This window comes from Pseudomonas defluvii (genome assembly GCF_001695625.1).
Lineage (GTDB): Bacteria > Pseudomonadota > Gammaproteobacteria > Pseudomonadales > Pseudomonadaceae > Aquipseudomonas > Aquipseudomonas defluvii.
In genome coordinates, this window is record NZ_MBPN01000013.1 from 1 (window position 1) to 23480 (window position 23480).

The 23480-nt window shown below is 60.6% G+C and carries 19 protein-coding genes and 1 pseudogene; 9 read left to right on the forward strand and 11 right to left on the reverse strand.

Annotated features, from left to right (window positions below; translation table 11 throughout):
* The 3 genes from EKA13_RS05685 to acnA all read right to left on the reverse strand — a co-directional run.
* The coding region (locus tag EKA13_RS05685) for a methyl-accepting chemotaxis protein (protein WP_065758429.1) at positions 1-1514 on the reverse strand (1514 nt) is incomplete at its 3' end.
* 205 nt (positions 1515-1719) lie between these two features.
* Entirely contained in the window at positions 1720-2505 is a 786-nt protein-coding gene (locus EKA13_RS05690; RefSeq protein ID WP_065758430.1) for a CPBP family intramembrane glutamic endopeptidase, read from the reverse strand.
* A 100-nt stretch (positions 2506-2605) separates the two neighbouring features.
* A complete protein-coding gene (gene acnA / locus EKA13_RS05695) occupies positions 2606-5290 on the reverse strand; it encodes an aconitate hydratase AcnA (protein ID WP_065758431.1) in 2685 nt (894 codons plus the stop codon).
* Positions 5291-5545: 255 nt separating this feature from the next.
* Here acnA and rlmM point away from each other — a divergent pair, with 255 nt between their 5' ends.
* Together rlmM and tusA are read left to right on the forward strand one after the other, a co-directional pair.
* Positions 5546-6610: a 23S rRNA (cytidine(2498)-2'-O)-methyltransferase RlmM gene (gene rlmM / locus EKA13_RS05700; RefSeq protein WP_065758432.1), complete on the forward strand. Its 1065-nt coding sequence runs from the start codon at positions 5546-5548 to the stop codon at positions 6608-6610.
* A gap of 70 nt (positions 6611-6680) precedes the next feature.
* Complete coding sequence (gene tusA / locus EKA13_RS05705; protein ID WP_065758433.1) at positions 6681-6935, forward strand: sulfurtransferase TusA; 255 nt, start codon at positions 6681-6683, stop codon at positions 6933-6935.
* Here tusA and EKA13_RS05710 read toward each other — a convergent pair.
* The gene (locus EKA13_RS05710; protein WP_065758434.1) at positions 6932-8320 is read right to left on the reverse strand and encodes an MATE family efflux transporter; all 1389 of its coding nucleotides are present in this window, start codon (positions 8318-8320) and stop codon (positions 6932-6934) included. The two genes, tusA and EKA13_RS05710, sit on opposite strands and share 4 nt — an antisense overlap.
* Positions 8321-8461: 141 nt before the next feature.
* Here EKA13_RS05710 and pdxB point away from each other — a divergent pair, with 141 nt between their 5' ends.
* Complete coding sequence (gene pdxB / locus EKA13_RS05715) at positions 8462-9604, forward strand: 4-phosphoerythronate dehydrogenase PdxB (protein WP_065758435.1); 1143 nt, start codon at positions 8462-8464, stop codon at positions 9602-9604.
* A 54-nt stretch (positions 9605-9658) separates the two neighbouring features.
* Here the strand turns inward: pdxB and EKA13_RS27810 are convergent, their stop codons facing one another.
* Entirely contained in the window at positions 9659-9829 is a 171-nt protein-coding gene (locus EKA13_RS27810; protein ID WP_176717399.1) for a PA1571 family protein, read from the reverse strand.
* A gap of 234 nt (positions 9830-10063) precedes the next feature.
* Between EKA13_RS27810 and EKA13_RS05720 the strand changes: the two genes are divergently transcribed.
* The 4 genes and pseudogenes from EKA13_RS05720 (at position 10064) to mqo (ending at position 15705) form a co-directional block, all read left to right on the forward strand.
* Positions 10064-11857, forward strand: coding sequence for an ABC transporter transmembrane domain-containing protein (locus EKA13_RS05720; protein ID WP_065758436.1), 1794 nt, complete (start codon positions 10064-10066; stop codon positions 11855-11857).
* An 817-nt stretch (positions 11858-12674) separates the two neighbouring features.
* Positions 12675-12833 (forward strand): annotated as a pseudogene (locus EKA13_RS28760) (HAMP domain-containing protein); the annotation flags it as partial.
* Positions 12834-13004: 171 nt separating this feature from the next.
* A complete protein-coding gene (locus EKA13_RS28765; RefSeq protein WP_425415161.1) occupies positions 13005-13718 on the forward strand; it encodes a methyl-accepting chemotaxis protein in 714 nt (237 codons plus the stop codon).
* Positions 13719-14115: 397 nt separating this feature from the next.
* Positions 14116-15705, forward strand: a complete 1590-nt coding sequence (gene mqo, locus EKA13_RS05730; protein WP_065758438.1) for a malate dehydrogenase (quinone) — start codon at positions 14116-14118, stop codon at positions 15703-15705.
* Positions 15706-15826: 121 nt separating this feature from the next.
* Here the strand turns inward: mqo and EKA13_RS05735 are convergent, their stop codons facing one another.
* Positions 15827-16201, reverse strand: a complete 375-nt coding sequence (locus tag EKA13_RS05735) for a bacteriocin (protein ID WP_065758439.1) — start codon at positions 16199-16201, stop codon at positions 15827-15829.
* A 103-nt stretch (positions 16202-16304) separates the two neighbouring features.
* On the reverse strand, positions 16305-16526 hold the full coding sequence (locus EKA13_RS05740; protein ID WP_065758440.1) for a YgdI/YgdR family lipoprotein: 222 nt from the start codon (positions 16524-16526) through the stop codon (positions 16305-16307).
* A gap of 186 nt (positions 16527-16712) precedes the next feature.
* Between EKA13_RS05740 and moaB the strand changes: the two genes are divergently transcribed.
* Together moaB and EKA13_RS05750 are read left to right on the forward strand one after the other, a co-directional pair.
* Positions 16713-17252, forward strand: coding sequence for a molybdenum cofactor biosynthesis protein B (gene moaB, locus EKA13_RS05745; protein ID WP_065758441.1), 540 nt, complete (start codon positions 16713-16715; stop codon positions 17250-17252).
* Positions 17253-17274: 22 nt separating this feature from the next.
* Positions 17275-18462, forward strand: coding sequence for a molybdopterin molybdotransferase MoeA (locus tag EKA13_RS05750; RefSeq protein WP_065758491.1), 1188 nt, complete (start codon positions 17275-17277; stop codon positions 18460-18462).
* Here EKA13_RS05750 and EKA13_RS05755 read toward each other — a convergent pair.
* From EKA13_RS05755 to EKA13_RS05770, 4 genes are all read right to left on the reverse strand, one after another.
* Positions 18451-19698 carry a glycosyltransferase family 4 protein gene (locus EKA13_RS05755; RefSeq protein ID WP_065758442.1) on the reverse strand — a complete coding sequence of 416 codons (1248 nt, stop codon included), beginning with the start codon at positions 19696-19698 and terminating at the stop codon, positions 18451-18453. The two genes, EKA13_RS05750 and EKA13_RS05755, sit on opposite strands and share 12 nt — an antisense overlap.
* 63 nt (positions 19699-19761) lie before the next feature.
* A complete protein-coding gene (locus EKA13_RS05760; RefSeq protein WP_065758443.1) occupies positions 19762-21216 on the reverse strand; it encodes a mannose-1-phosphate guanylyltransferase/mannose-6-phosphate isomerase in 1455 nt (484 codons plus the stop codon).
* 430 nt (positions 21217-21646) lie between these two features.
* Positions 21647-22306 (reverse strand): response regulator, encoded by a 660-nt coding sequence (locus tag EKA13_RS05765; RefSeq protein ID WP_065758444.1) that lies wholly within the window; start codon positions 22304-22306, stop codon positions 21647-21649.
* A complete protein-coding gene (locus EKA13_RS05770) occupies positions 22303-23193 on the reverse strand; it encodes a sensor histidine kinase (protein WP_065758445.1) in 891 nt (296 codons plus the stop codon). Before EKA13_RS05770 ends, EKA13_RS05765 begins: the two co-directional genes overlap by 4 nt.
* Between the last annotated feature and the right edge of the window lie 287 nt (positions 23194-23480).

Here is a 23480-nt window from a genome sequence, read left to right on the forward strand (position 1 = left end):
AGCTCTTCGCTAAGCAGGGCAGAGTGCTGGGCCTGCTCGGAGGTTTGATCGGCCAGTTGAGCAATGGTGCTGATATTGCGGCTGATCTCATCGGCCACGGCAGTCTGCTCTTCGGTGGCGGCAGCGATCTGGGTGGTCATGTCGGTGATGTTGGCCACCGCTTCGCTGATACCCAGCAGTGCCTGGTCGGCTTCCATGACCCGAGCCACGCCTTCTTCGGCCTGACGATGGCCCGCTTCCATCGTCTGTACGGCGTTGCTGGCAGTTTGCTGCAGCTTGGCGATCAGCCCGTGGATCTGGCCGGTCGATTCGCTGGTGCGTTGTGCCAGTTGACGAACTTCATCCGCGACGACCGCGAAGCCGCGGCCCATTTCGCCGGCACGGGCAGCCTCGATTGCAGCGTTCAGTGCCAGCAGGTTGGTCTGGTCGGCAATGCCTTTGATCACATCAACCACGCCGCCGATTTCGTCACTGTCACGTGCCAGTTGCGTCACGGTCTGCCCGGTTTCGCCGACGGCCTGGGACAGGCGCTGGATGGCTTCGCGGGTTTCCCCTGCGATATCCCGGCCGCGTCCAGTCAGGCGATTTGCTTCCTGGGTGGCATCGGCGGTGCGTTGAACGTGGTTGGCCACTTCTTGAGTGGTGGCGGCCATCTGGTTGACGGCAGCGGCGACCTGTTCGGTTTCAACGCGTTGGCGCTCCAGTCCCGAGGAGCTGTTATGCGCCAGGGTGTCGGATTGACGCGCCTGTTCGTTCAGGTGTTCAGCAGTGTCCTGTAGGCGGGTCAGGCAGGTCTTGAGGCGTGCATCCTGGCTGAGCATTGCCATTTCCAGGCGGCCCTGAACTCCACGGCTGTCGCTGTACATTTGGGCGATCAGCGGGTCAGAGGTGGTCTGCTCGGCCAGACGCAGCAGGCGCTTGAGGCCGCGTTGTTGCCAGGTCAGGCCCATCAGGCCCAGTGGCACGGACAAGCCAGCGGCCAGGGCAAAGCCCCACGAATGGCCGAGCCAGTTACCGATCAGGAAACCGATCTGGCTGACCAGAATGAACGGTAGCCAGTCCAGCAGCACCGGCAGCCACTTGTCACGCTTTGGAATAGCCGACTTGCCCTGGTTGATTCGCTCGTACAACCCTTGGGCGCGGCGTATTTGTTCAGCCGTCGGTTTTACCCGCACGGACTCGTAGCCGACGACCTGATTGTTTTCAAAAACAGGAGTCACGTAGGCGTTGACCCAGTAGTGATCACCGTTCTTGCAGCGGTTCTTGACGATACCCATCCATGGCAGTCCCTGTTTCAGGGTGCCCCACATGTGAGCAAATACCGCCGGCGGCACGTCCGGATGGCGAACCAGGTTGTGTGGGGCGCGCAACAGCTCCTCTCGCGAGAAACCGCTGATTTCGACGAAGGCATCGTTGCAGTAGGTAATCAGACCTTTGGCATCGGTAGTCGAAATCAAACGTTGTTGATCTGGAAACGTCCGTTCGCGCTGGGTAATCGGCTGGTTATTACGCATTAGCTGTTCAATCCGGAAGGCTTTCGAGGGGTATCGGCAGCGAGTTGTTTTTATTGAGTCGATTTTTGCAGCCGTTGATCGAGCGCAGGGTTTTCAATCACGACCTGAGTTATGCGAAAAAAGCTGTAGATTTTAGAAAATTGCAAGCATTCTTTCATGCTTTTGACATAAAAGTCAGCAACTGACCAGTCGTTCACACTTTGGCTCATTTATTCAGCATTGGGTAGGTGAACAAACTGAAATGCAGCAGGTTCAGGGTGAAGTGGCTGACAACTGCTGCCAGCAGCCCGCCATGGCGGTAAACCAGGCCGTAACCTGCGCCTGCAATGCTTGCCAGTACCACCCATTGCCAACCGCCACCGAGGTGGGCCAGGCCGAATACGCCTGCGGCCAACAGCAGCGCCAGGCGCTGGCCATGCTCACGGTGCCTGAGCAGGTGTTGCAGGCCACCCTGAATGTACCCGCGAAACAGCACTTCTTCGGTCAGGCTCACCAGCAGCAGGTTGTTGGCCAGCCATAGCCAGCCCTGTGTTGGCCATTTCGGTGCCCAGGCGACAACGCCGAGCAAGTGTGCACTGCCCAGGCAGGCCATGGCGGTCATGGTTGCAATCATGGGGACGCTGGTGGAGGTGTTGCGTGTGCCGGCCAGCATCCACGGGCAAGCCAGCAGTATCCAGAACGCGATCAGCGGCTTATCCAGGTTCAGGTACATCGAGTAGGGTGCGGCGTCGGTACTGAAGCGTTGCGCGTCGATGACTTTGGCGCTGTTGAAGCCGGGAAGCCAATGCAGGGCCAGCCCCGCCGCGAGCAGCACGAACAGCCCATGGCCGCAGGCCTTCAACCAGCTGCTGCGAGGTCGTTGCACAAGCGCTGCCGCACACAGCAGCAGGATTAACCCGGGTAGGGCGGCACGTGTCAGTTGGCCCTGGCTCAGCGCGAAGGCGTAACCGAGGCAGAGCAGGGCAAGGGCAACCCCACGAGGTGATGGCATGTCGATTACCTTACGGTGAAGTCCGCGATGTTGGACTTGAACTGCACGGTAAAAGACACGCCTTTTTACGGGGCAACGACGATGGCCGCAGGGCCATCCATCAGGCCCCCTTGCCGGCGATCAACTGCCGCAGCACGTAGTGCAGGATGCCGCCTGCCTTGAAGTACTCCACTTCGTTCAGGGTGTCGATTCGGCACAAGACCTCCAGGCTATCCTCGCGACCGTTGTCCCGGGTGATACGCAGGCGCAGCGCCATTCCCGGTGAAAGGACAGTCCCGCTCAGGCCAAGGATATCGATACGCTCATCCCCCTTGAACGCCAGGGTCTTGCGATTTTGTCCGGGCCTGAATTGCAGGGGCAGTACGCCCATGCCCACCAGGTTGGAGCGGTGGATACGCTCAAAGCTTTCCGCCAGTACTGCTTTCACACCCAGCAGGTTGGTGCCCTTGGCAGCCCAGTCGCGGCTGGACCCGGTGCCATACTCTTGACCAGCGATCACCACCAGTGGCGTGCCGTCGGTGCGGTAGCGCATGGCGGCATCGTAGATCGACAGTTTCTCGCCGCTGGGAATATGCACGGTGTTACCGCCTTCTTCGCCACCGAGCATTTCGTTGCGGATACGGATATTGGCGAAGGTGCCGCGCATCATCACCTCATGGTTGCCGCGACGAGAGCCGTAGGAGTTGAAATCAGGCGGGGCCACGCCCTTGTCGCGCAGGTAGCGCCCGGCCGGGCTGTCAGCCTTGATGTTGCCGGCTGGCGAGATATGGTCGGTGGTCACCGAATCACCCAGCAATGCCAGGATGCGTGCGCCGTGAATGTCTTGAATCTGTGGCAGCGGGCCAGTGATGTCATCGAAGAACGGTGGGTGTTGAATATAGGTCGAGTCGTTCTGCCAGGCGTAGGTGGCAGCCTGCGGTACCTCGATGGCTTGCCATTGGGCGTCTCCTGCAAAGACTTCGGCATACTCTTTATGGAACATCGCCGTATCGACGCTGGCCACGGCCATGGCAATTTCCTGTTGGCTGGGCCAGATGTCGCGCAGGTAGACGGGTTGGCCGTCCCGGCCAGTGCCCAGCGGTTCTTTGCTCAGGTCGATACGTACGCTGCCGGCCAGGGCATAGGCCACCACCAGCGGCGGCGAAGCCAACCAGTTGGTTTTCACCAGAGGGTGCACACGGCCTTCAAAGTTGCGGTTGCCGGAGAGTACCGACGCTACGGTCAGGTCATGCTCGGTAATCGCCTTTTCGACGGGCGCGTCCAGAGGGCCGGAGTTACCGATGCAGGTGGTACAGCCATAGCCCACCAGGTCGAAGCCAAGGTCGTTCAGGTAAGGGGTCAGGCCTGCTGCCTGGTAATAGTCAGTCACCACTTTTGAGCCGGGTGCCAGCGAGCTCTTCACCCAGGGTTTGCGTTGCAAGCCTTTCTCCACGGCTTTTTTGGCCACCAGCCCGGCAGCCATCATTACGCTGGGGTTGGAGGTGTTGGTACAGGAGGTTATGGCGGCGATGACCACCGCCCCCTCTTGCAGAGCCGGATAATCGCTGCCAGTAGTCACCCCGCCATTGCGCGCGCTCGCCTTGGGTTGCAGGCTCATGAAGTCATCGAAGGCTTGGCGGACCTGCGAAAGCGCCACGCGGTCCTGCGGGCGTTTCGGGCCTGCAAGGCTGGCTTCGACGCTGTTCAGGTCCAGTGCCAGGGTGTCGGTAAAGGCGGGCGCGTGGCCGGGCAGGCGCCATAGGCCTTGCGCTTTGCAATAGGCCTCGACCCGTTTCACGGTTGCCTCGGGCCGACCCGACAGGCGCAGGTAATCCAGGGTGATGTCGTCGACCGGGAAGAAGCCGCAGGTGGCACCGTATTCCGGGGCCATGTTGGCGATCGTGGCGCGGTCGGCCAAGGGCAGGTCGGCCAGGCCGTCGCCATAGAACTCAACGAATTTGCCGACCACGCCTTTCTTGCGCAGCATCTGGGTGACGGTCAACACCAGGTCGGTGGCCGTGATGCCCTCGCGCAGTTTGCCGGTCAATTGGAAGCCAATCACTTCGGGGATCAGCATGGAAACTGGCTGGCCGAGCATGGCTGCCTCTGCTTCGATGCCGCCCACCCCCCAACCCAGTACGCCCAGGCCGTTGATCATGGTGGTGTGCGAGTCAGTGCCAACCAGTGTGTCGGGAAAGGCGTAGGTACGGCCGTCCTCCTCGCGGGTCCAGACGGTCTGCCCCAGATACTCGAGGTTGACCTGATGGCAAATGCCGGTACCTGGCGGTACCACGCGGAAATTGTCGAACGCGTTTTGCCCCCAGCGCAGAAAGGCATAGCGCTCGCCATTGCGCTGCATTTCGATGTCGACGTTTTCACTGAAAGCCTGCTGGCTGGCGTAGCGGTCGACCATCACTGAGTGGTCGATCACCAGGTCCACCGGTGACAGCGGGTTGATGCGCTGAGGGTCTCCCCCGGCCTTGGCCATGGCAGCGCGCATGGCCGCCAGGTCGACCACCGCGGGTACCCCGGTGAAATCCTGCATCAGTACCCGCGCCGGGCGGTACTGGATTTCGCGGTCGGACCGGCGATTTTCAAGCCATTTGGCCAGGGCGGTCAGGTCGCTGCCGGTGACCGTCTTGCCGTCCTCCCAGCGCAACAGGTTTTCCAGCAGTACCTTGAGCGACAGGGGCAGTGCGCTCAGGTCGCCCAGGCTGCGGGCGGCCTCAGGCAGGCTGTAATAGTGATAGAGGCAGTTGCCTACCGTCAGGGTCTTGAGGGTATTCAGGCTGTCGAGCGAGGGCATGGGTCAACTCCTTCTGGGCCGGTGATCGGCAATCGCCCTGCGGTCGCCGAACTCACCGTCAAGGTGTCGGTCCGCAACGCACGGACCTGGCTGAAGGGTCAGGTTAGACCTGATTGCCGGGCCTGGCTAAATACTGGACCGGCGGGACGTGTCACTGGTTCCTAAACTCCTTTATCATTCGCCGATTTGCCGCCGTTGCGCCGTGCGCTCGGCCAGGGTCTGCTGCGTGTGCTGCCGACCGTCCTGGAGTGATTGATGAATACCCTGTTTATGCATTGCCGACCCGGTTTCGAGGGCGAAGTCTGTTCCGAAATCGCCGAGCATGCCGCACGGCTGAATGTGGCCGGTTATGCCAAGGCCAAACCGCAAAGCGCGTGCGCCGAGTTCATTTGCAACGACGCCGAAGGTGCCGAGCGGCTGATGCGTGAACTGCGTTTCTCGCAGTTGATTTTCCCTCGGCAATGGGCCCGTGGCAGTTTTGTCGAACTGCCTGAAACCGACCGGATCAGCGTGCTGCTGGAGACTCTGGCCGAGTACCCGGTGTGCGGCAGCCTCTGGCTGGAGGTCATGGACAGTAACGACGGCAAGGAACTGTCGACGTTCTGCCGCAAGTTCGAGGGGCCGCTGCGCAAGGCGTTGCTCAACGCTGGCCGGCTGGTGGACGACGCTGCCAAGCCGCGCTTGCTGCTGACCTTTGTCAGTGGCCGGCGGGTGTTTGTCGGGTTGGCAGCGGCGGACAATTCGGCCATGTGGCCGATGGGGATCCCGCGACTGAAATTCCCGCGTGAAGCCCCAAGCCGCTCAACCCTGAAGCTGGAAGAAGCCTGGCACCACTTTATTCCACGCGATCAATGGCCGCAGCGCCTGTCTGAAGACATGACCGGGGTCGACCTGGGTGCCGCACCGGGTGGCTGGACCTATCAACTGGTCAAGCGCGGTATGCTGGTGACGGCTATCGACAATGGGCCAATGGCTGAAAGCTTGATGGACACCGGGCTGGTCCAGCACTTGATGGCCGATGGTTTTACCTACAAGCCCAAGCAGACCGTAGACTGGATGGTCTGTGACATCGTCGAGAAGCCGGCGCGTAGTGCAGCACTGCTGGAAACCTGGCTGGGCGAGGGCCTGTGCCGCGAAGCGGTGGTCAACCTGAAATTGCCGATGAAGCAGCGCTATGCCGAGGTTCGGCGTTTGCTGGAGCGCATCGAAGAAGGCTTCAAGGCGCGCAAGGTCAAGGTATCGATTGGCTGCAAGCAGCTGTATCACGACCGTGAAGAGGTCACCTGCCATCTGCGCCGACTGGATATGAAACCACGTTGAGGCTGTTGCACGTCGCACTGGCTCAGCCAGGCAGTGCAAGACAGTTGTTACCTAGTCTTCGGAGAAAAGCATGACTGACACCGATTCTACCCTGACCGCCGATGCGGTCCTTGATGCCAGTGGTCTGAACTGCCCTGAGCCTGTGATGATGCTGCATCAGTACGTGCGCGATCTTGGCGCGGGTGGCCTGCTCAAGGTCATCGCGACAGACCCTTCGACCCGTCGCGATATTCCCAAGTTCTGCGTATTCCTCGGCCATGAACTGGTCGAGCAGCAGGAGCTGTCGGGTACTTACCTGTACTGGATCCGCAAGAAGCTCGATTAAGCCGCTGCCTGCCGGATGCGTTTGCGTGCACTGCGCACCAGGCGCACCGAGAGCATCAATGCGGCGCAGGTCAAGCCGACAATCAGGCCTTCCCAGAGGCCGCTTGGCCCGCTGGCCGTGCCCAGCCAGTCGGTCAGGCCGAGCAGGTAACCCACCGGCAGGCCAATGCCCCAGTACGCGAACAGGGTCAGGATCATGGTGACCCGCGTGTCCTGATAGCCACGCAGTGCACCGGCGGCAGTGACCTGGACCGCGTCGGAGAACTGGAACAGCGCCGAGTAGACGATCAGCATCGAGGCAATCTGGATGACTGCGCTGTCGGCGGTGTAGATCGAGGCAATCGGTTCGCGCATCAGCAGCATCAGGCTTGCTGAAAAGCAGGCGTAGGCCAACGCCGTGGCCATGCCGACGCCCGCAGCAAAACGTGCCTGGCGTGGCTCGCCGGCGCCGATGGCCTGGCCGACCCGCACGGTGACGGCCATGCCCAGCGAGTAGGGGATCATGAACACCAGGGAGCTGACATTGAGGGCAATCTGGTGCCCTGCAACCACGGTTGAGCCGAGGCTGCCGATCAGCAGGGCAATCACGGCAAAGATGCTCGACTCTGCAAATACTGCGATGCCGATTGGCAGGCCGATACTGAGCAGGCGCTTGATCAGGGCCCACTGCGGCCAGTCGAAGCGGGCAAATACCTCGCTTGGGCGATAAACCGGCGCCCGGGCGATCCAGACCGCCATGCACAGGGCCATGAACCACATGACGATGCCGCTGGCCCAGCCGCAGCCGACACCGCCCATGGCCGGCAGGCCCAGATGGCCATAGATGAAGATGTAGTTCAACGGGATATTCAGCATGAGCCCGGCAAGCCCCAGTACCATGCTCGGGCGTGTGAGCCCCTGGCCGTCGCTGCAGCAGCGCAACACAAAGTAGATGCCTACGGCCGGCAGGCCGAAAGCGATGCCTTTCAGATAACCCATGCAGGGCGCGATCAACTCCGGGTCGACCTTCATCACGTGCAGGATTGGCTCGGCACTGATCAGCAACAGGCTGGCGGCAATTCCGACCGCCAGTGCCAGCCACAGCGCCTGGCGCACCAACGGACCAATCTCGGCAGGCTGGCCGGCGCCGAAGCGCTGGGCAACCTTGGGCGTGGTCGCCAGCAGAATGCCGGTCATCAATAGAAACACCGGCACCCAGATGGAGTTCCCCAGCGCTACGGCGGCAAGGTCCCGCGGGCCGACCCGTCCGGCCATCACCGCATCGACGAAGCCCATGGCGGTCGTTGCCAGTTGCGCGATGATGATGGGGGTGGCCAGGCGCATCAGGGTGCTCAATTCGGCGCGAACACGAGCGGGGCGGGAGAGCGGAGTGGTGTCGGTGGTCATGAGTGTCACAAGGCAGGTGTCCCCATTGAAGGTGTGGAAAATTGCTTAGTCTAACCGTTGACGGATCGGTCAGGAAATAACCTGTGACTGGATTGGCCGGGGCCGATGCGCCTAAACTGCGCTCCCCGATAGGAGATCGCCATGCTTATTGTTGCCGACGAAAATATTCCGCTGCTCGATGCTTTTTTTGCCGGCTTCGGTGAAATTCGCCGTTACCCGGGGCGAGCCATCGACAGCGCCTGTGTGCGGGACGCCGACGTCCTGCTGGTGCGTTCGGTGACTCAGGTTGATCGGGCCTTGCTGGAAGGCAGCACGGTGCGTTTTGTCGGTACCTGCACCATTGGTACGGACCACCTTGACCTGGACTATTTCGAGCAGGCAGGCATTCGCTGGTCCAGTGCACCCGGCTGCAATGCCCGCGGCGTCGTGGACTATGTACTGGGAAGCCTGCTGACGCTGGGCGAACTGGATGGCGTTGATCTGGCCAAGCGTACCTATGGTGTGGTGGGGGCTGGTGAAGTCGGACGTCGGCTGGTCGAGGTGCTGCGCGGGCTAGGTTGGTCGGTGCTGGTCTGTGATCCGCCGCGGCAGGCTCGCGAGGGTGGGGATTATGTCGACCTGGAGCGTATTCTCGCCGAGTGCGACGTGATCAGCCTGCACACGCCGCTGACTCGTAGCGGTGAGGACGCAACCTGGCATCTGCTCGATCGTGAGCGACTGGCGCGCCTGCGGCCAGGTGCCTGGCTGATCAACGCCAGCCGAGGACCCGTGGTGGATAACAGCGCCCTGCGTGAGCTGTTGCTCGCCCGTGACGATGTCCAGGCCGTGCTGGATGTCTGGGAGGGCGAACCACAGGTTGATCTGGCACTTGCCGACCTGTGTGTTCTGGCCACGCCGCACATTGCTGGCTACAGCCTGGATGGCAAGCAGCGCGGTACCGCGCAGATCTATCAGGCATTCTGCGCCTGGCGAGGCGAGCCCGAGCAGGTGAAACTGGTCGATCTGTTGCCGCGGCCATGGCTGGCGCAACTGAGCCTTGAGGCCGAAACCGATCCGGCCTGGGCCTTGGCCACGCTGTGCCGTGCCGTGTATGACCCGCGCCGTGACGATGCGGATTTTCGCCGCAGCCTTAGCCGTGACCCGGGTAAGCAGCGAGCAGCCTTCGACCTCTTGCGCAAGCAGTACCCGGCGCGTCGTGAAATCGAAGGCCTTGCCGTAAAGGTCAATGGCGAATCGCCGGCCTTGCGGCAGATAATCGCTGCACTGGGGGCTGTGCAGGTCTGAACGGCAGGCAATAAAAACCCGGCGCTGGCGCCGGGTTCAGGAAGTCGGTACCGATCAGGCTTTTTTGGCGGTTTTTTCCCGGCTCTTTTCCAGGTCCTGGCAAGCCTTCTGGATCATCTGCTCGGTGATCGGGATTTCACGACCCTGAGCATCAATGATCGCGCCGCAGGCCGGGTTGGCGTGGGGCGACGCTTGTTGCGATGTGCTGCTGTTCTGCAAGCTCATATCCTGTCTCCTCATCAGGTTGCAAGCTCAGCCTAGATAGGCGCGATGACCGCCGTGTGACAAGGTCCTTCGCGAGTCGCCGCGCATGTGCCAAGTCCACCAGAAAGCCATACAAACTGCCAGTAGCACTTTAGAACGAAATCTACTAGGCACTGCTGGGATGCGGCTTAAGTGCTGTGCTCATGCTGCTGCTCGGGTGTAGGCTGCTGCAAATCGACTGAAAGTGGCATTGTCATGATCCTCCGCGTGTCTTCCCGGCAACGCCAGGCCATTCAACTGGCATGGCGTTTTATCCGCCCGTATCGAAAACAGGCAATCGCCGCGCTGGTCGCGCTAGTGCTGACGGCGGCGATTACCCTGTCGATGGGGCAGGGGATTCGCTTGATGGTTGACCAGGGCTTCATGACGCAGTCGCCAACACTGCTGAATCAGTCTATCGGGTTGTTCTTGTTGCTGGTGCTTGCCCTTGCGGTTGGCACCTTTACGCGCTTCTACCTGGTGTCGTGGATCGGCGAGCGTGTTGTTGCCGATATCCGTCAGCAGGTGTTTGATCACTTGGTCTACCTGCACCCCGGTTTTTTCGAGAGTAACCGCAGTTCAGAAATTCAGTCGCGGCTGACCGCCGATACAACGTTGCTGCAATCGGTGATCGGCTCTTCGCTTTCGTTGTTTCTGCGCAATGCCTTGATGGTGGTGGGTGGCGTTGTGCTGCTGTTCGTGACCAACCCGAAGCTGACCAGCATTGTGGTGTTGGCGTTGCCCCTGGTGCTGGTGCCGATTCTGGTTTTCGGTCGGCGGGTGCGTAGCCTGTCGCGTCAGAGCCAGGACCGGGTAGCGGATGTTGGCAGTTATGTGGCCGAAACCCTGGGGCAAATCAAGACCGTGCAGGCCTACAACCATCAGGCCAGCGACCAGCGTCGTTTTGCTGTGACGGTCGAAGCGGCGTTCGACACCGCGCGCAAACGCATTCTGCAGCGCGCCTGGCTGATCACCCTGGTCATTGTGCTGGTGCTCGGTGCGGTGGGGGTGATGCTTTGGGTGGGCGGCATGGACGTGATCGCGGGGCGGATTTCCGGCGGTGAGCTGGCCGCGTTCGTTTTTTACAGCCTGATCGTCGGCAGTGCGTTTGGCACCTTGAGTGAGGTGATCGGTGAGCTTCAGCGTGCTGCGGGCGCGGCGGAACGTATTGCTGAGCTGTTGGCCGCACGCAGTGAGATCGTTTCGCCGGAGCACGGCGTGATGCACTTGCCGGAAAGGGTCAGCGGCCAGTTGGAACTGCGTGAGGTGTGCTTTGCCTATCCGTCGCGACCGAATCCGGCCGCTATTGATCATTTGAGCCTGGTGGTGGCGCCCGGCGAGACCCTGGCGTTGGTCGGGCCGTCGGGTGCTGGTAAATCAACGCTGTTTGATCTGCTGCTGCGTTTTTACGATCCGCAAGCCGGGCAGATCCTGCTCGACGGCCAGCCCGTTGATCGACTGGACCCTCAGGACTTGCGGCGAAACTTCGCACTGGTCGCTCAGAACCCGGCGTTGTTCTACGGCACTGTCGAGGACAATATCCGCTATGGCCGTGCCGATGCCAGCAGCGCCGAGGTCGAGGCCGTCGCACGCAGTGCCTACGCCCATGAGTTCATCCTGCAGCTGCCTCAAGGCTATCAAACCCACCTGGGCGAGTCCGGGCTTGGGCTTTCCGGCGGTCAGCGCCAGCGTTTGGCCATTGCCCGGGCGCTCTTGGTGGATGCGCCGATCCTCTTGCTCGACGAGGCGACCAGTGCGCTGGACGCACAGAGCGAGCACTTGATCCAGCAAGCCTTGCCAGGGTTGATGGCCGGACGAACCACGCTGGTGATCGCTCACCGCCTGGCAACCGTGCAGCATGCCGACAGGATCGCTGTCATTGATCAGGGCCGGCTGGTGGCGGTCGGCACTCATCGGCAGTTGATTGCCGAAAGCCCGCTGTATGCACGGCTGGCGGCGTTGCAGTTCAGCGCTGCAGATACGCCACATGAAGCCGATAACAAGGTGTAAGCGAGGTCTTTACAGTTTTGTGACAGCTCTAATACCGTCTGTCACATTTCTGTAGTAATCCCCTGAGACTATCGTAACCCGTTGTTGCGTAGCACTTGAATGCTTGCCGGCCGTCACGGATGACCGTTTTTTTGCTGATGCTGGCTGCTTGCCAAGGGAGATAAGGATGTCTCCACGTGGCCGATGCGTCTTGCATTGGTACACAGACCTCTACCTTGTTGTGAGACCCTTCCCGATGTTCCTGCGTAAATCTCTACGGATGCAAATTCTCGCTCTGCTTGGCGGAAGCGTGTTGGCAATGCTGCTGATTGCTCTGGTCTGCTTCCAGTTTCTCTCTGCCAGTGTGCGTGGATATGGTGAGTTGGTCGATGGGCCGCTACAGGCCTCGCAGCTGATCGATGAGGCCAACCTGCAATTCAAGGTCCAGGTTCAGGAGTGGAAAAACGTCCTGCTGCGTGGCAAGCAGCCTGCGGAACTGGATAAGTACTGGCAGCAGTTCCAGGCACGCGAGCAGCAAGTGCAGGACATTCTTGCGCAATTGATCAGCAGCAACACACAGGCCTCCGAGCTCCAGGCGCGCCTCTCGCAACTCAAGGACAGCCATCGTCAACTGGGTGCGGCCTATGCCAAAGGCCGCGAAGCCTTTTTGGCAGCAGGCGGTGATCCTGTTGCAGGCGATCAGGCGGTAAAGGGTGTCGACCGGGCAACCAGTGAGCAGATGAGTGAGTTGGTCAGCCAGTTGCGCGCGGATGCCAAGGCGCGCGCTACACACATCAGTGAGGCGGCGCAGCGCACGGTCTGGCTGGGGTTGTTGATCATGTTCGGCTCGGCTGTGCTCGTGGGGCTGCTTAGTGTGTTGCTGGTCAACCGCAACATTGTCGAGCCAATCCGCACGCTGATTGAGTATGTGGCGAACCTCAGTCATGGCCGTTTCGATGCGCGTGTTGCCAGTGACCGTCAGGATGAGCTTGGGCGCCTGGCGTTAGCGGCCAATACCTTGCGTGATTTCCTTGCCGATACCTTTGGGCGTCTGCAGAGCAACGCGGTAGACCTTGAGTCGGCCAGCGGCGAGTTGCGGACCATCGCCGGCGGCATGGCTCGTGGCACGGATGACCAGTTTCAGCGCACCGATCAGGTCGCGACGGCCATGCATGAAATGTCTGCCACGGCGCAGGAGGTCGCACGCCATGCAGCTGAAGCGGCGCGTGCCGCCGACGAGGCAGATCACAATGCCCAGGCAGGCGAGCAGGTGATGCAGGCGACGATCGATACGATTGCCGCCGTTAATCAGGAAATTGTCGGTACCGCAGGCGTTATTCGCAATCTGGAGCACGACAGTGCGCGGATTGGCAAAGTGCTGGAGGTCATTCACGGTATCGCCGAGCAGACTAACCTGCTGGCACTCAACGCGGCCATTGAGGCAGCGCGTGCCGGCGAAGCGGGCCGTGGTTTTGCGGTCGTTGCCGATGAAGTGCGCAGCCTGGCTCAGCGCACCGGCGCGTCGATTGCCGAGATCAATCAGATCATCAGCGCTGTACAGTCGGGTGCCATGGAGGCGGTCAAGGCCATTGAGAGCGGTCAGGTGCGCAGTGAGGAGGGGGCCGCGCAAGTTCAACGTGCGGGGCAAATGCTTCAGCGCATCACCTTGGCGGTGGAAGCGATCCGCGACATGAACCGGCAGATCGCCACGGCTGCGGAGGAGCAGACCAGCGTGGCCGATGATATCTCGCGCAACCTGGTGGAAATCACGCGGATTGCGACCGCCAACCAGGAAGCGGTGGAACATACCGAGCAGGCCGGTGGTCGCCTGCACGAGCTGTCCGGGCAACTGGGCGCCGTTACCGCTCGCCTCAGCGCCTGATCGCCACAGGCGGGGGAAATCCGCCACTTGCCAGCCGCTGAGGCGTGGCAATGTGGCGGTTTTTCGCCATGAAAACCGCTAAATATGCGCGGGCTGACACGTTTTAGCCATTGGCCGTTGGTGTAAGTGCAGTTGGCCCGCTTCCTGCTTTAAGGCGGCGTTGGCTTAGGCCATGCAAGCACCCGGCGGTTGCCGCTTCAGATGACCGCACGGCGTGACGACTGTTCCCCGATCCATCGAACAACCCCAGCCGCCAGCCATCGCGCCGGTGTCCAGGCCTGCTGCCTGAGTACCGGGTCGCCCTCTGCGTTGGCCTGCGCGAGCAAAAACAAAAATCGGGCGTGCACAACGGGGCGAGCGGTCATTGCCAATTACTTCACTTCAATTGGATTGAACTATGAAAAAAATCCTGCTGACGCTCTTGTGCCTGAGCGTCATCGGTTGCTCCAAGCCCAATGAGCCCGAGAAAACCGTAGACGTGCTGCTGATCGGCGGCGGCATCATGAGTGCAAGCCTTGGGACCTACCTCAACGAGCTGGAACCTGAATGGTCCATCGACATCTATGAGCGCATGGATAAGGTTGCCGAAGAAAGCTCCAATGCCTGGAACAACGCCGGTACCGGTCACTCGGCGTTCTGCGAACTGAACTACACCAGCGAAGGTGCCGACGGAACGATCGATATCAGCAAGGCTGTCGGGGTCAATGAGCAGTTCGAGATCTCCAAGCAGTTCTGGGCCTATCAGGTCGAGCGCAATGTGCTGAACAATCCTAAGTCGTTCATCAACAATGTGCCGCACATGAGCTTCGTCTGGGGCGACAAGAACGTCGAGTTCCTGAAGAAGCGTCATGCTGCCCTGCAACACAGCTCGTTGTTCCGCGGCATGGAATACACCGAAGACCACAAGCAGATCGAGCAGTGGGTGCCGCTGGTCATGGAAGGCCGTGCTGCCGACCAGAAGATCGCAGCCACACGCATGCCGATCGGCACCGACGTCAACTTTGGTGAGATTACCCGCCAGTTGTTCGCGTCGATGACCCAACACGATAACGTCAAACTGCACGTTCAGCATGAAGTCCGCGACATTGTTCGCAATGCAGACAACACCTGGACCGTGGTCGTTGCCGACCTGGCCAACAAAGGCGTCGAAACCAGCGTCAAGGCCAGGTTCGTCTTCATTGGTGCCGGTGGTGGTGCGCTCAAGTTGCTGCAGAAGTCGGGTATTCCTGAAGCCGAAGGCTATGCAGGCTTCCCGGTCGGCGGTCAATTCCTGATGACGGACAACCAGGACATCGTTGCGCGCCACAAGGCCAAGTTGTACGGCAAGGCTTCGGTCGGTGCGCCACCGATGTCGGTTCCGCACCTGGACACCCGAGTGATCGATGGCAAGGAAGTGCTGCTGTTCGGTCCGTTCGCCACGTTCTCGACGAAGTTCCTCAAGAATGGCTCGTTGCTTGACATGTTCGCTGCGCTGACCCGCCACAACATCATGCCAATGACCCACGCCGGTATCGACAACATCGACCTGAGCACCTACCTGATGGGCCAGTTGATGCTGAGCTTCGAAGACCGCATGGCAGCCCTGCGTGAGTATTTCCCGAACGCCCGGAACGACGACTGGAAACTGCTTCAGGCCGGTCAGCGGGTTCAGGTTATCAAGAAAGACCCTGTGCACGGCGGTATCCTGCAGTTCGGTACCGAAGTGGTTGCGTCCGAGGACGGCACCATCGCGGCACTGCTGGGTGCGTCACCTGGTGCTTCGACTGCTGCGCCGATCATGCTGAGTGTGTTGGAGAAGACCTTCAAGGACCGTATCAAGACCCCTGCGTGGCAGGCCAAGCTGAAGGAAATCATTCCAACCTATGGCCAGAAGCTCAACAACAACCTTGAGCTGACCAACAAGACCCGTGCCTGGAGCAGCGAGCGCTTGCAGCTGAACTTCGTACCGGTATTGCCTGAGGAAGCGCCTACCCAGGCTGCGATGTAAGGCACATCATTGGCAAGCCCGCTCCAACAACGGTCGCACAAGGCTGTTGGCGCGGGGCTTGCCAGCGATGCAGGCGCCGCGAACCCGCGGGCACCCTGCTGATGCCATCGCAGGCGTTGAATCAGTGGCGACGCTTCTTGTTGCCGTCGGCCAGGTTGTTGCCCAGAGCACCACCGGCTGCACCGCCCAGGCCTGCACCGATGGCCGAGCCGGTGCTACCACCGAGCTTGCCGCCAATCAGCGAGCCACCTGCCGACCCCAGGCCGCCACCCAGCGCTGCCTCGGCTTTGTTGCCCTTTTTCGCGGCCATTGCGCTGCCCGCTGCACCGCCAACGCCGGCACCGACAGCTGCACCGGTGCTGCCGCCCAGTTTTTGCCCGACAACGTTACCCAGAACGCCGCCCAGGCCGCCGCCGATTGCCGTCGTGCCATCGCCCGCCACTGCGCCTTGTGCGCACAGCAGGCCCAGAGTAATGGCGGCAAGAGTCTTACGCATGTGAAACAACCTCAAACAGGAGAAAAGGGCGCGTATTCTGAGGGTGTTCTTCGATGCCGGCAATCGACACTGACCATCGGCGTAGCACGCGAGCCGCCCTGTTTCAGAGGTCTTGGACCGTGCGGACCTGGTCTTTGTTGACGCGGTTGCGCTTGCCGTCCAGTTGCTCGAATTCGTAGAAACCGGACTCATCATCATACGTTGGCGTGTCGATGGTCTGGATCTCGCGTCCGTCGTTGAGGGTGATCACGGCTGGCGATGAGCAGCCTGCCAAGGTGCCCAGGCCCAGTGCGAGGAGGAGCGCAGGGAGTGTTCGTTGGATCATCGTGTATCTCCAGTCATGGATGGGACGCTGTACGGTTCTTGAGATGCATACCTTTACAGCAAGTTCCTTGTTGATTGCAGCATAGCTGTCAGGGGCTGATCGTGGTCAGGGTAGTGCTGGGCGCGAGTTGATGTGGCCTGTGATATAACACCGGGCATGTGTTCCTACCAATGGATTCAAGGTCCCATGAAAGCCAAGGCTGATGTACCTTTTGTGCCGCTTAACATCGCGGTGTTGACCGTCAGTGATACCCGTACGCTTGAAACCGATACCTCGGGTGAGGTGTTTGTCGAACGCCTGACGACGGCCGGGCACGTCCTTGCGGCGCGTGTATTGCTCAAGGACGATCTCTACAAAATCAGGGCTCAGGTCGCGACCTGGATTGCCGATGAGCAGATTCAAGTGGTGCTGATTACCGGTGGTACAGGGTTTACCGGTCGCGACAGCACGCCCGAAGCGGTGACGTGCTTGCTGGACAAGCAGGTCGATGGTTTTGGTGAGCTGTTCCGGCACATTTCCTTGGCCGATATCGGCACCTCCACCATACAGTCGCGCGCGCTTGCGGGCCTGGCCAATGGCACGCTGGTGTGTTGCCTGCCGGGTTCGACCAATGCATGCCGTACCGGCTGGGACGGCATCCTGGCCGAGCAGTTGGATGCCCGTCATCGCCCGTGCAATTTTGTAACCCACCTCAAGCAGGCCGAACCCTGCCAGAGCCGTGGCTGAGGCCGCGGCGGTGAAGCCGCTGATGTCCGTCGAGCAGGCCCTTGAGCGCCTGCTGGCGTTGGCCGATAGCACGCCTGTTCGTGAGTATGAACAGGTCCGCCTGGCTGAGGCTGAAGGCCGCGTACTGGCCCGTGAGCTGGTTGCCAGCCTGGACCTGCCGCCGTGGCCGAACAGCGCCATGGACGGTTATGCCTTGCGCCTGGCCGATTGGCAGGGTGAGCCGCTGGTGGTGAGCCAACGGATATTTGCCGGTCATGCGCCTGCACCACTGGAGCCCGGCACTTGTGCGCGTATCTTTACCGGTGCGCCAATGCCGGCGGGCGCCGATTGTGTGGAAATGCAGGAAAATGCCGAGGTTCTGGCCGATCAGCGGGTGCGCTTCACCCAGTCGTTGCGCGTTGGTCAGAACATTCGTCCTCAAGGCCAGGAAACACGCGCCGGTGAGCAGGTGCTGGCTGCCGGCACACGCCTGGGGCCTATCGAGTTGGGCTTGGCAGCCTCATTGGGCTGCGCTGAGCTGACGGTGGTTCGGCGTGTGCGGGTAGCGTTGCTGTCCACCGGTGATGAGTTGGTTGAGCCTGGCTTGCCGTTGGGCCCCGGGCAGATCTACAACAGCAATCGACGGCTGCTGGCGGCCTGGTTGCAGCGTTTGGGTTGTGAAGTGGTCGACGTCGGCATTCTTGAGGATGACCTGCAGAAGACCCGCGAATGCCTGGGACGTCTCTCTGACGTCGACCTGATCCTCTCTACCGGCGGTGTTTCGGTCGGTGAAGCCGACTACCTGGGTATCGCCTTGCGCGAGGAAGGCGAGTTGGGGCTCTGGAAGCTGGGAATCAAGCCAGGCAAGCCGCTGACCTTCGGGCATTACCGCGGTGTGCCGGTGGTCGGGCTGCCCGGTAACCCTGCGTCGACGCTGGTGACGTTCGGCCTGTTGACCCGTCCCTACCTGTTGCGCCGCCAGGGTGTTCAGGATGTCGCGCCTCTGCAGTTTGCCGTGCCAGCCGGCTTTGAATGGCCCAAGGCCGGCAGTCGCCGGGAATACCTGCGTGGGCGAATGGAGCACGGGCAGGCGCGGATCTACAAAAACCAGAGTTCTGGCGTGCTGCGCAGTGCCGCCTGGGCAGAGGGACTGGTCGAGGTTCGTGAGGGCCAGACGCTCGTGCCAGGCGACATGCTGCAGTTCATTCCGTTGAGCGAATTACTCGGCTGAGCGGCTTAGCAGTGCGCTGTCCAGATCGGCACCACCTGTTCTGGACAGCGCGCTGAGGCGCGCGTGTACTGCTTCAAGTTGTGCCGCTGCAACGCTCCAGTCGTGCGTTGTACTGACGAACTGGCGAGCAGCGTCCGACAGTTGTCGCATGCGCCAGGGTTGGTTGAGCAGTTGGGTAATCATCAAGGCCAGGCCATCGCTGTCGTCGCAGCCCAGGTAGTGTTCGCCATTGTTTACGGTCAGGCCGGCGACGCCATCGCGGGTAGTGACCACGGGCAGGCCGGCCGCCATGGCTTCCAGCACCTTGACCTTGCAGCCACCTTTATGGCGCAGCGGGGCGAGGAAAATCGCCGAGTGACGTTGTATGTCGCGCAGGTCGGGCAGGTAGCCGATCCACTCGATACGCGGGTCATTCCAGTGCAATTTCAATTGTTCCGGCAGGGCATGGCCCGCGATTGCCACGCGAACCGCCGGGTTGCTCAGCCAGACTTTCGGCATGATGTCGTCGAGGGCCCACTCAATGGCATTGAGGTTGGCGCCGTACTCGAAATTGCCGACAAACAACAGGCGTTGGCTGTGCAGTGCCGGGCTCACAGACTGGTAGTACTCGCAGTCGACGCCATTGATGACCACACGGGCGGTGCGGCCAGTCATTCGGCTGATCAGGCCGGCGTCGTCTTCACTGACCGCAATCACTTCGCTGGCCTGGCGCAGTACCCGTGTTTCCCAGTACCGGTAGCGCCAGCGGTCGAATGTATTGAAAGGGCGCAGCCACAAGGGCAGTCGGTCCTGGCGGGCGGCACCGGCAATGGATTCGACGGTGTGCTCACTGATAATGAACGGCAGTCCGCTCGATTGCAGGGCCTTTTCGAAGGGTTGAAAACTGTAGCTGTGCTCGATCTGTATCACGTCCCAGTGTTCTTGCAGCAAGTGCTCGAAGCAATGCCGCAGGTGGGGCGCCAGGCCGTTGATACTGGCCCGCATCGGGTAGCTGACATAGAACGCTGCGAGCAGGTTGAGCGGGCTGCGCAGCGGGCGCCTGGGCAGTACGATCAAGCGCTCGACCCAGGGTTCGAGCGCTTGCCGTGCCGCGTCCCCGAGGGGGACCTTCGATTGCACCAACAAGGTGATGCGGTGGCCCCGTTGGGCCAGACCGCGTAGCAGGTTGTATTGCCGGGTCTTGCCACCGCTGGTGGTTGGCCAGGGCAGGTTGGGCAGTGTCCAGAGTACGCGCATGAACCCTTTCCTCTATCGCCGGGCGGGTAACGCTGGCCGATATGAAAGGCGCGCCTGCCTGAGTCAGCCGATGATCGGCTCTGGGGCGCGTCCGTAAATATCAGTAAAGCGTACGATGTCGTCCTCGCCCAAATATTCGCCACTTTGTACTTCGATCATCACCAGATCGATGACCCCCGGATTGCGCAGGCGATGGGTGCAGCCGGGTTTGATGAAGGTTGACTCATTGGTGTCGAGCAAAAATTCTTCTTCGCCGTTGGTCACCATCGCCATTCCGCTGACCACGATCCAGTGTTCACTGCGGTGATGGTGCATCTGCAGCGACAGCGACGCTTCCGGGCGAACCATGATGCGCTTGATCTTGAAGCGCGGACCTTCCTCCAGCACGGTGTAGGTGCCCCAAGGACGCGTCACGGTGCGGTGCAGGCGATAGGCGTCATGGCCTTGGCGCTTGAGCTCCTGGGCGATCAACTTGACCTCCTGACTGCGCTGCGCGTCCGCGATCAGCAACGCATCGGGCGTATCAATGATGATCAGGTTGTCCAGGCCAAGGCCTCCGACCAGGCGGCGAGGCGAATCGATGTAGCAGTTGCTCACGTCGTGAAGTACGGTCTCGCCGTTGCATTGGTTGCCGTTGTGATCGCTTTCCTTCAGTTCGCGTACGGCTTGCCAGCATCCGATATCGCTCCAGCCCAGTTCGCTGGGAAGTACCGCAACCCGTTTTGAGGGCTCCATCACTGCGTAGTCGATGGAGATGTCCGGGACTTGCGCAAAACTGTCAGCATCCAGTTCCAGTTGCAACTCACCGTGACCGGTTTTGCTCTGGCTGCGTTCCAGGCATGCGCTTACGGCCGCGAGCAACTGCGGTGCATGCACCTCCAGTTCGTGCAGGATGGCATCCACGCGCATGCAGAACATGCCGGCGTTCCACAGGTGCTGGCCTTCGTCCAGGTAGCGTTGTGCGGTGGCTGCGTCAGGCTTTTCAACGAAGCGCGCAACCTGATGGCCGTGAGCGCCCAGCGGTTGGCCCTTCTCGATATAGCCAAAGCCGGTTTCCGGGCGGCTGGGGACCAGGCCGAACGTGGTTAGCCAGTGCTGTTCGGCCAGTTCCCTGGCATGTCCAACGGCGGTTTCGAAGGCCTGCAGATCACTGATCAGATGGTCGGCTGGCAGTACCAGCAGCTGCGCGTCCTCACCGTAGTGGCGTGCGCAATGCAGGGCGGCGGCGGCAATGGCGGGCGCGGTGTTGCGGCCACAAGGCTCGAGAATGAAGTCCATTGCGACGCGGGCCTGGTTCAGTGCCCGGTACTCATCCAAGGTGCGGAAGAAAACATCGCGGTTGGTCACGGTCAGCACCCGCTCGACATCCTTCAGGTTACTGGCCCGGATGAAGGTCTTCTGTAGCAGGCTCTGACCATCTGGCATGCGCATGAATGGCTTGGGCATGGCTTCGCGGGAAACCGGCCAGAGCCTTGTGCCAGCGCCGCCAGCGATGATGCAGGGAATCAGTACACTCATCTCACATAGCCTCGAAGCAAGGGCGCTGCGATCGTGCAGCGCGACAGGAAGGAACAGGTACCTGGCAGGCGCTTGCACAATGAGTCAATAAACCGACTTTTTTCACCGGCGTCGTCCTTGATTGCCAATATTTTGTCGAATAATGCACGTTAGGCGGCACGCTTTCAATGGCATTTCCATGAATGCGGGTGTTTTCCGACCGCTGATCGTACCCCGCTCTTGCTGTGCCGAGGTCGATATCGGTGCTGCGTGACGTTGCAGCTGGAATGTCGATAGACCTTGGCGCGAGGGGCATGTTAGCGCCTGGGTGTGTCAGGCGTACGCAGGGAGCGTTCAACCGGGATGGCAGGGCGCTTTGGGTGGCAAGCCTGCGGCTCACGGTGTTGCTGAGGGGCATTGCGAGTGCGTCTGCCCGAGGCGTATTCAGTGCTCAGTCGTCCAGGCTGATGATTTGCTCACGTACGGCAAACAGAACCAGGCCGGCCACGTCGTAAATCTGCAGGCGCTTCATGATCTGCGAGCGATGGGTTTCTACGGTTTTAATACTCAGGCCCAGGCCGTTTGCAATCTCCCGGGTGGACTTTCCGCGCACAATCAACCGCAAAATTTCCAGTTGGCGTGCCGTGAGGTTGTGATTATCGGCCGCTTCCGGCTTGTTCGCCTTGGCTTTGAGCAATGCCTGATTGATGACCGTATGGGCAATGGCCGGGCTCAGGTAGCGTTCGTCGCAACGCAGTGCGGCAAGTGCTTGTTCAAGCTCGGTGGCAGTGGTGTCTTTGAGCAGGTAGCCGTGGGCGCCGGTTTCCAGGGCGCGCATGATCAGCTCCGGGTCAGTGTGCATCGACAGAATCAAGACTTTGCAGCGGCTATCGGTTGCGCGCAGCTGTGCCAGGGCGTCAAGGCCGCTGGTTGAGCGCATGGAGATATCCAGCAGGATGATATCCGGGTCAAGTCGTCGAACCAGTTCTGGCAACTGGTTGCCATCATTGGCTTCGCCTATCACGGTGTAGCCCGGAATGTCGGATACCAGTGCGCGTACGCCGGCTCGAATCAGTGAATGGTCATCTACTAGCAGTAATTTACAGGTCATGGGGTCTTACTTGCATTGGCGCGTTCGAGGGTTCGTGGTGCCCATGGGAACAATGCCTGGATCTTTGTGCCGTGGCCGGGCTGGCTGTCTACCGAAAGGCTGCCGCCCAGCAGGTTCACGCGTTCGAGCATGCCGGCCAAGCCGCGCTGGCCGCCCTCGGCAGGGTTGTCTGTGGCCAGGAAACCTTGGCCGTCATCGGTGATCGAGAGTGACAGGCCTTCAGGAAGGCGTTGAATGCAGACGACCAGATTGCTGGCGCGTGCGTGTCGCAAAATGTTTGTGACGGCCTCTTGGGTAATCCGAAAGGCGGCGATTGCGGTTTCCTGCGGGATGCCGTCCATGCGTTGTCTGCAATCGAGGCTCCACAGCACATCGGTGTTCTCCAGCGTGCGCAGCAGGTGCGCGCGCAGGCTTGCTTCCAGGCCAAGGCTGGTCAGTTGCCGAGGATTGAGGATCGCTGAGACATCGCGGACATTGGCCAATGTATCGTCCAGTGTCTTGCGCAGGGTTGTGCAGTGTTCCTGCAACTCCGCCGGCAGGCGACGATAGAGCCAGTCGGCTTGAAGTTTGGCGGCGGTCAGCAACTGGCCGATATCGTCGTGCAACTCGCGGCTCAGGTGTTGGCGCTCACTTTCCTGCACTTTCAGCATGCGCTCGGCAAGTTCCTGCGGGCGCAAGGCGATTGAGCGCGCGCTTCGCAGCAATTGCCATGCAATGCACAGCATGGCCAAGGCCTGCAGTGCCAGCAAACTGCCCGGCATGGGCATCGAATGCAGGTACAGGTACAGGTTTGCGGCAATCGAGCTCAGGCAAAGCCCGGCGGTCAACCAGCGTAATAGGGCGGCTCCGGGTGACCAGCGCTTGAACGTCATGAGGCGTAGGAGCATAGGGAATGAAGCCACTGAATATATCGCTGTTGAAAGCCTGTCAAAGGTCGAACAAGAGGTATTGGTCGTATTGCCTTAAACAACTTGTTGATTGTTGGTTTTACATTGGCATGGTGGCCACGCTTTCAACCAACAGGCAATGCCATGAATTAAGCACTGCGATGCTGTGTGTCGACCGCAGTGATGCATATTAGCACTTCACATACATTTGGTCGCGGGTACCGAAGGTGTCTGAATGGTCAGATTTTACTGGGTGGTACGGTCGTTCCGCTTTTGAGGGATTGTAG

Coding starts and splice junctions, on each gene's coding strand:
- acnA (WP_065758431.1), bottom strand. CDS start 5,290: ATGCCCTCGCTCGACAGCCTGAATACCCTCAAGACCCTGACGGTAGGC.
- EKA13_RS05765 (WP_065758444.1), bottom strand. CDS start 22,306: ATGACCTGTAAATTACTGCTAGTAGATGACCATTCACTGATTCGAGCC.
- EKA13_RS05750 (WP_065758491.1), top strand. CDS start 17,275: ATGTCCGTCGAGCAGGCCCTTGAGCGCCTGCTGGCGTTGGCCGATAGC.
- EKA13_RS05710 (WP_065758434.1), bottom strand. CDS start 8,320: ATGACCACCGACACCACTCCGCTCTCCCGCCCCGCTCGTGTTCGCGCC.
- EKA13_RS05735 (WP_065758439.1), bottom strand. CDS start 16,201: ATGCGTAAGACTCTTGCCGCCATTACTCTGGGCCTGCTGTGCGCACAA.
- tusA (WP_065758433.1), top strand. CDS start 6,681: ATGACTGACACCGATTCTACCCTGACCGCCGATGCGGTCCTTGATGCC.
- EKA13_RS05760 (WP_065758443.1), bottom strand. CDS start 21,216: ATGAGTGTACTGATTCCCTGCATCATCGCTGGCGGCGCTGGCACAAGG.
- EKA13_RS05740 (WP_065758440.1), bottom strand. CDS start 16,526: ATGATCCAACGAACACTCCCTGCGCTCCTCCTCGCACTGGGCCTGGGC.
- EKA13_RS05755 (WP_065758442.1), bottom strand. CDS start 19,698: ATGCGCGTACTCTGGACACTGCCCAACCTGCCCTGGCCAACCACCAGC.
- EKA13_RS05690 (WP_065758430.1), bottom strand. CDS start 2,505: ATGCCATCACCTCGTGGGGTTGCCCTTGCCCTGCTCTGCCTCGGTTAC.
- EKA13_RS28765 (WP_425415161.1), top strand. CDS start 13,005: ATGCATGAAATGTCTGCCACGGCGCAGGAGGTCGCACGCCATGCAGCT.
- mqo (WP_065758438.1), top strand. CDS start 14,116: ATGAAAAAAATCCTGCTGACGCTCTTGTGCCTGAGCGTCATCGGTTGC.
- EKA13_RS05720 (WP_065758436.1), top strand. CDS start 10,064: ATGATCCTCCGCGTGTCTTCCCGGCAACGCCAGGCCATTCAACTGGCA.
- rlmM (WP_065758432.1), top strand. CDS start 5,546: ATGAATACCCTGTTTATGCATTGCCGACCCGGTTTCGAGGGCGAAGTC.
- EKA13_RS05770 (WP_065758445.1), bottom strand. CDS start 23,193: ATGCTCCTACGCCTCATGACGTTCAAGCGCTGGTCACCCGGAGCCGCC.
- moaB (WP_065758441.1), top strand. CDS start 16,713: ATGAAAGCCAAGGCTGATGTACCTTTTGTGCCGCTTAACATCGCGGTG.
- pdxB (WP_065758435.1), top strand. CDS start 8,462: ATGCTTATTGTTGCCGACGAAAATATTCCGCTGCTCGATGCTTTTTTT.
- EKA13_RS27810 (WP_176717399.1), bottom strand. CDS start 9,829: ATGAGCTTGCAGAACAGCAGCACATCGCAACAAGCGTCGCCCCACGCC.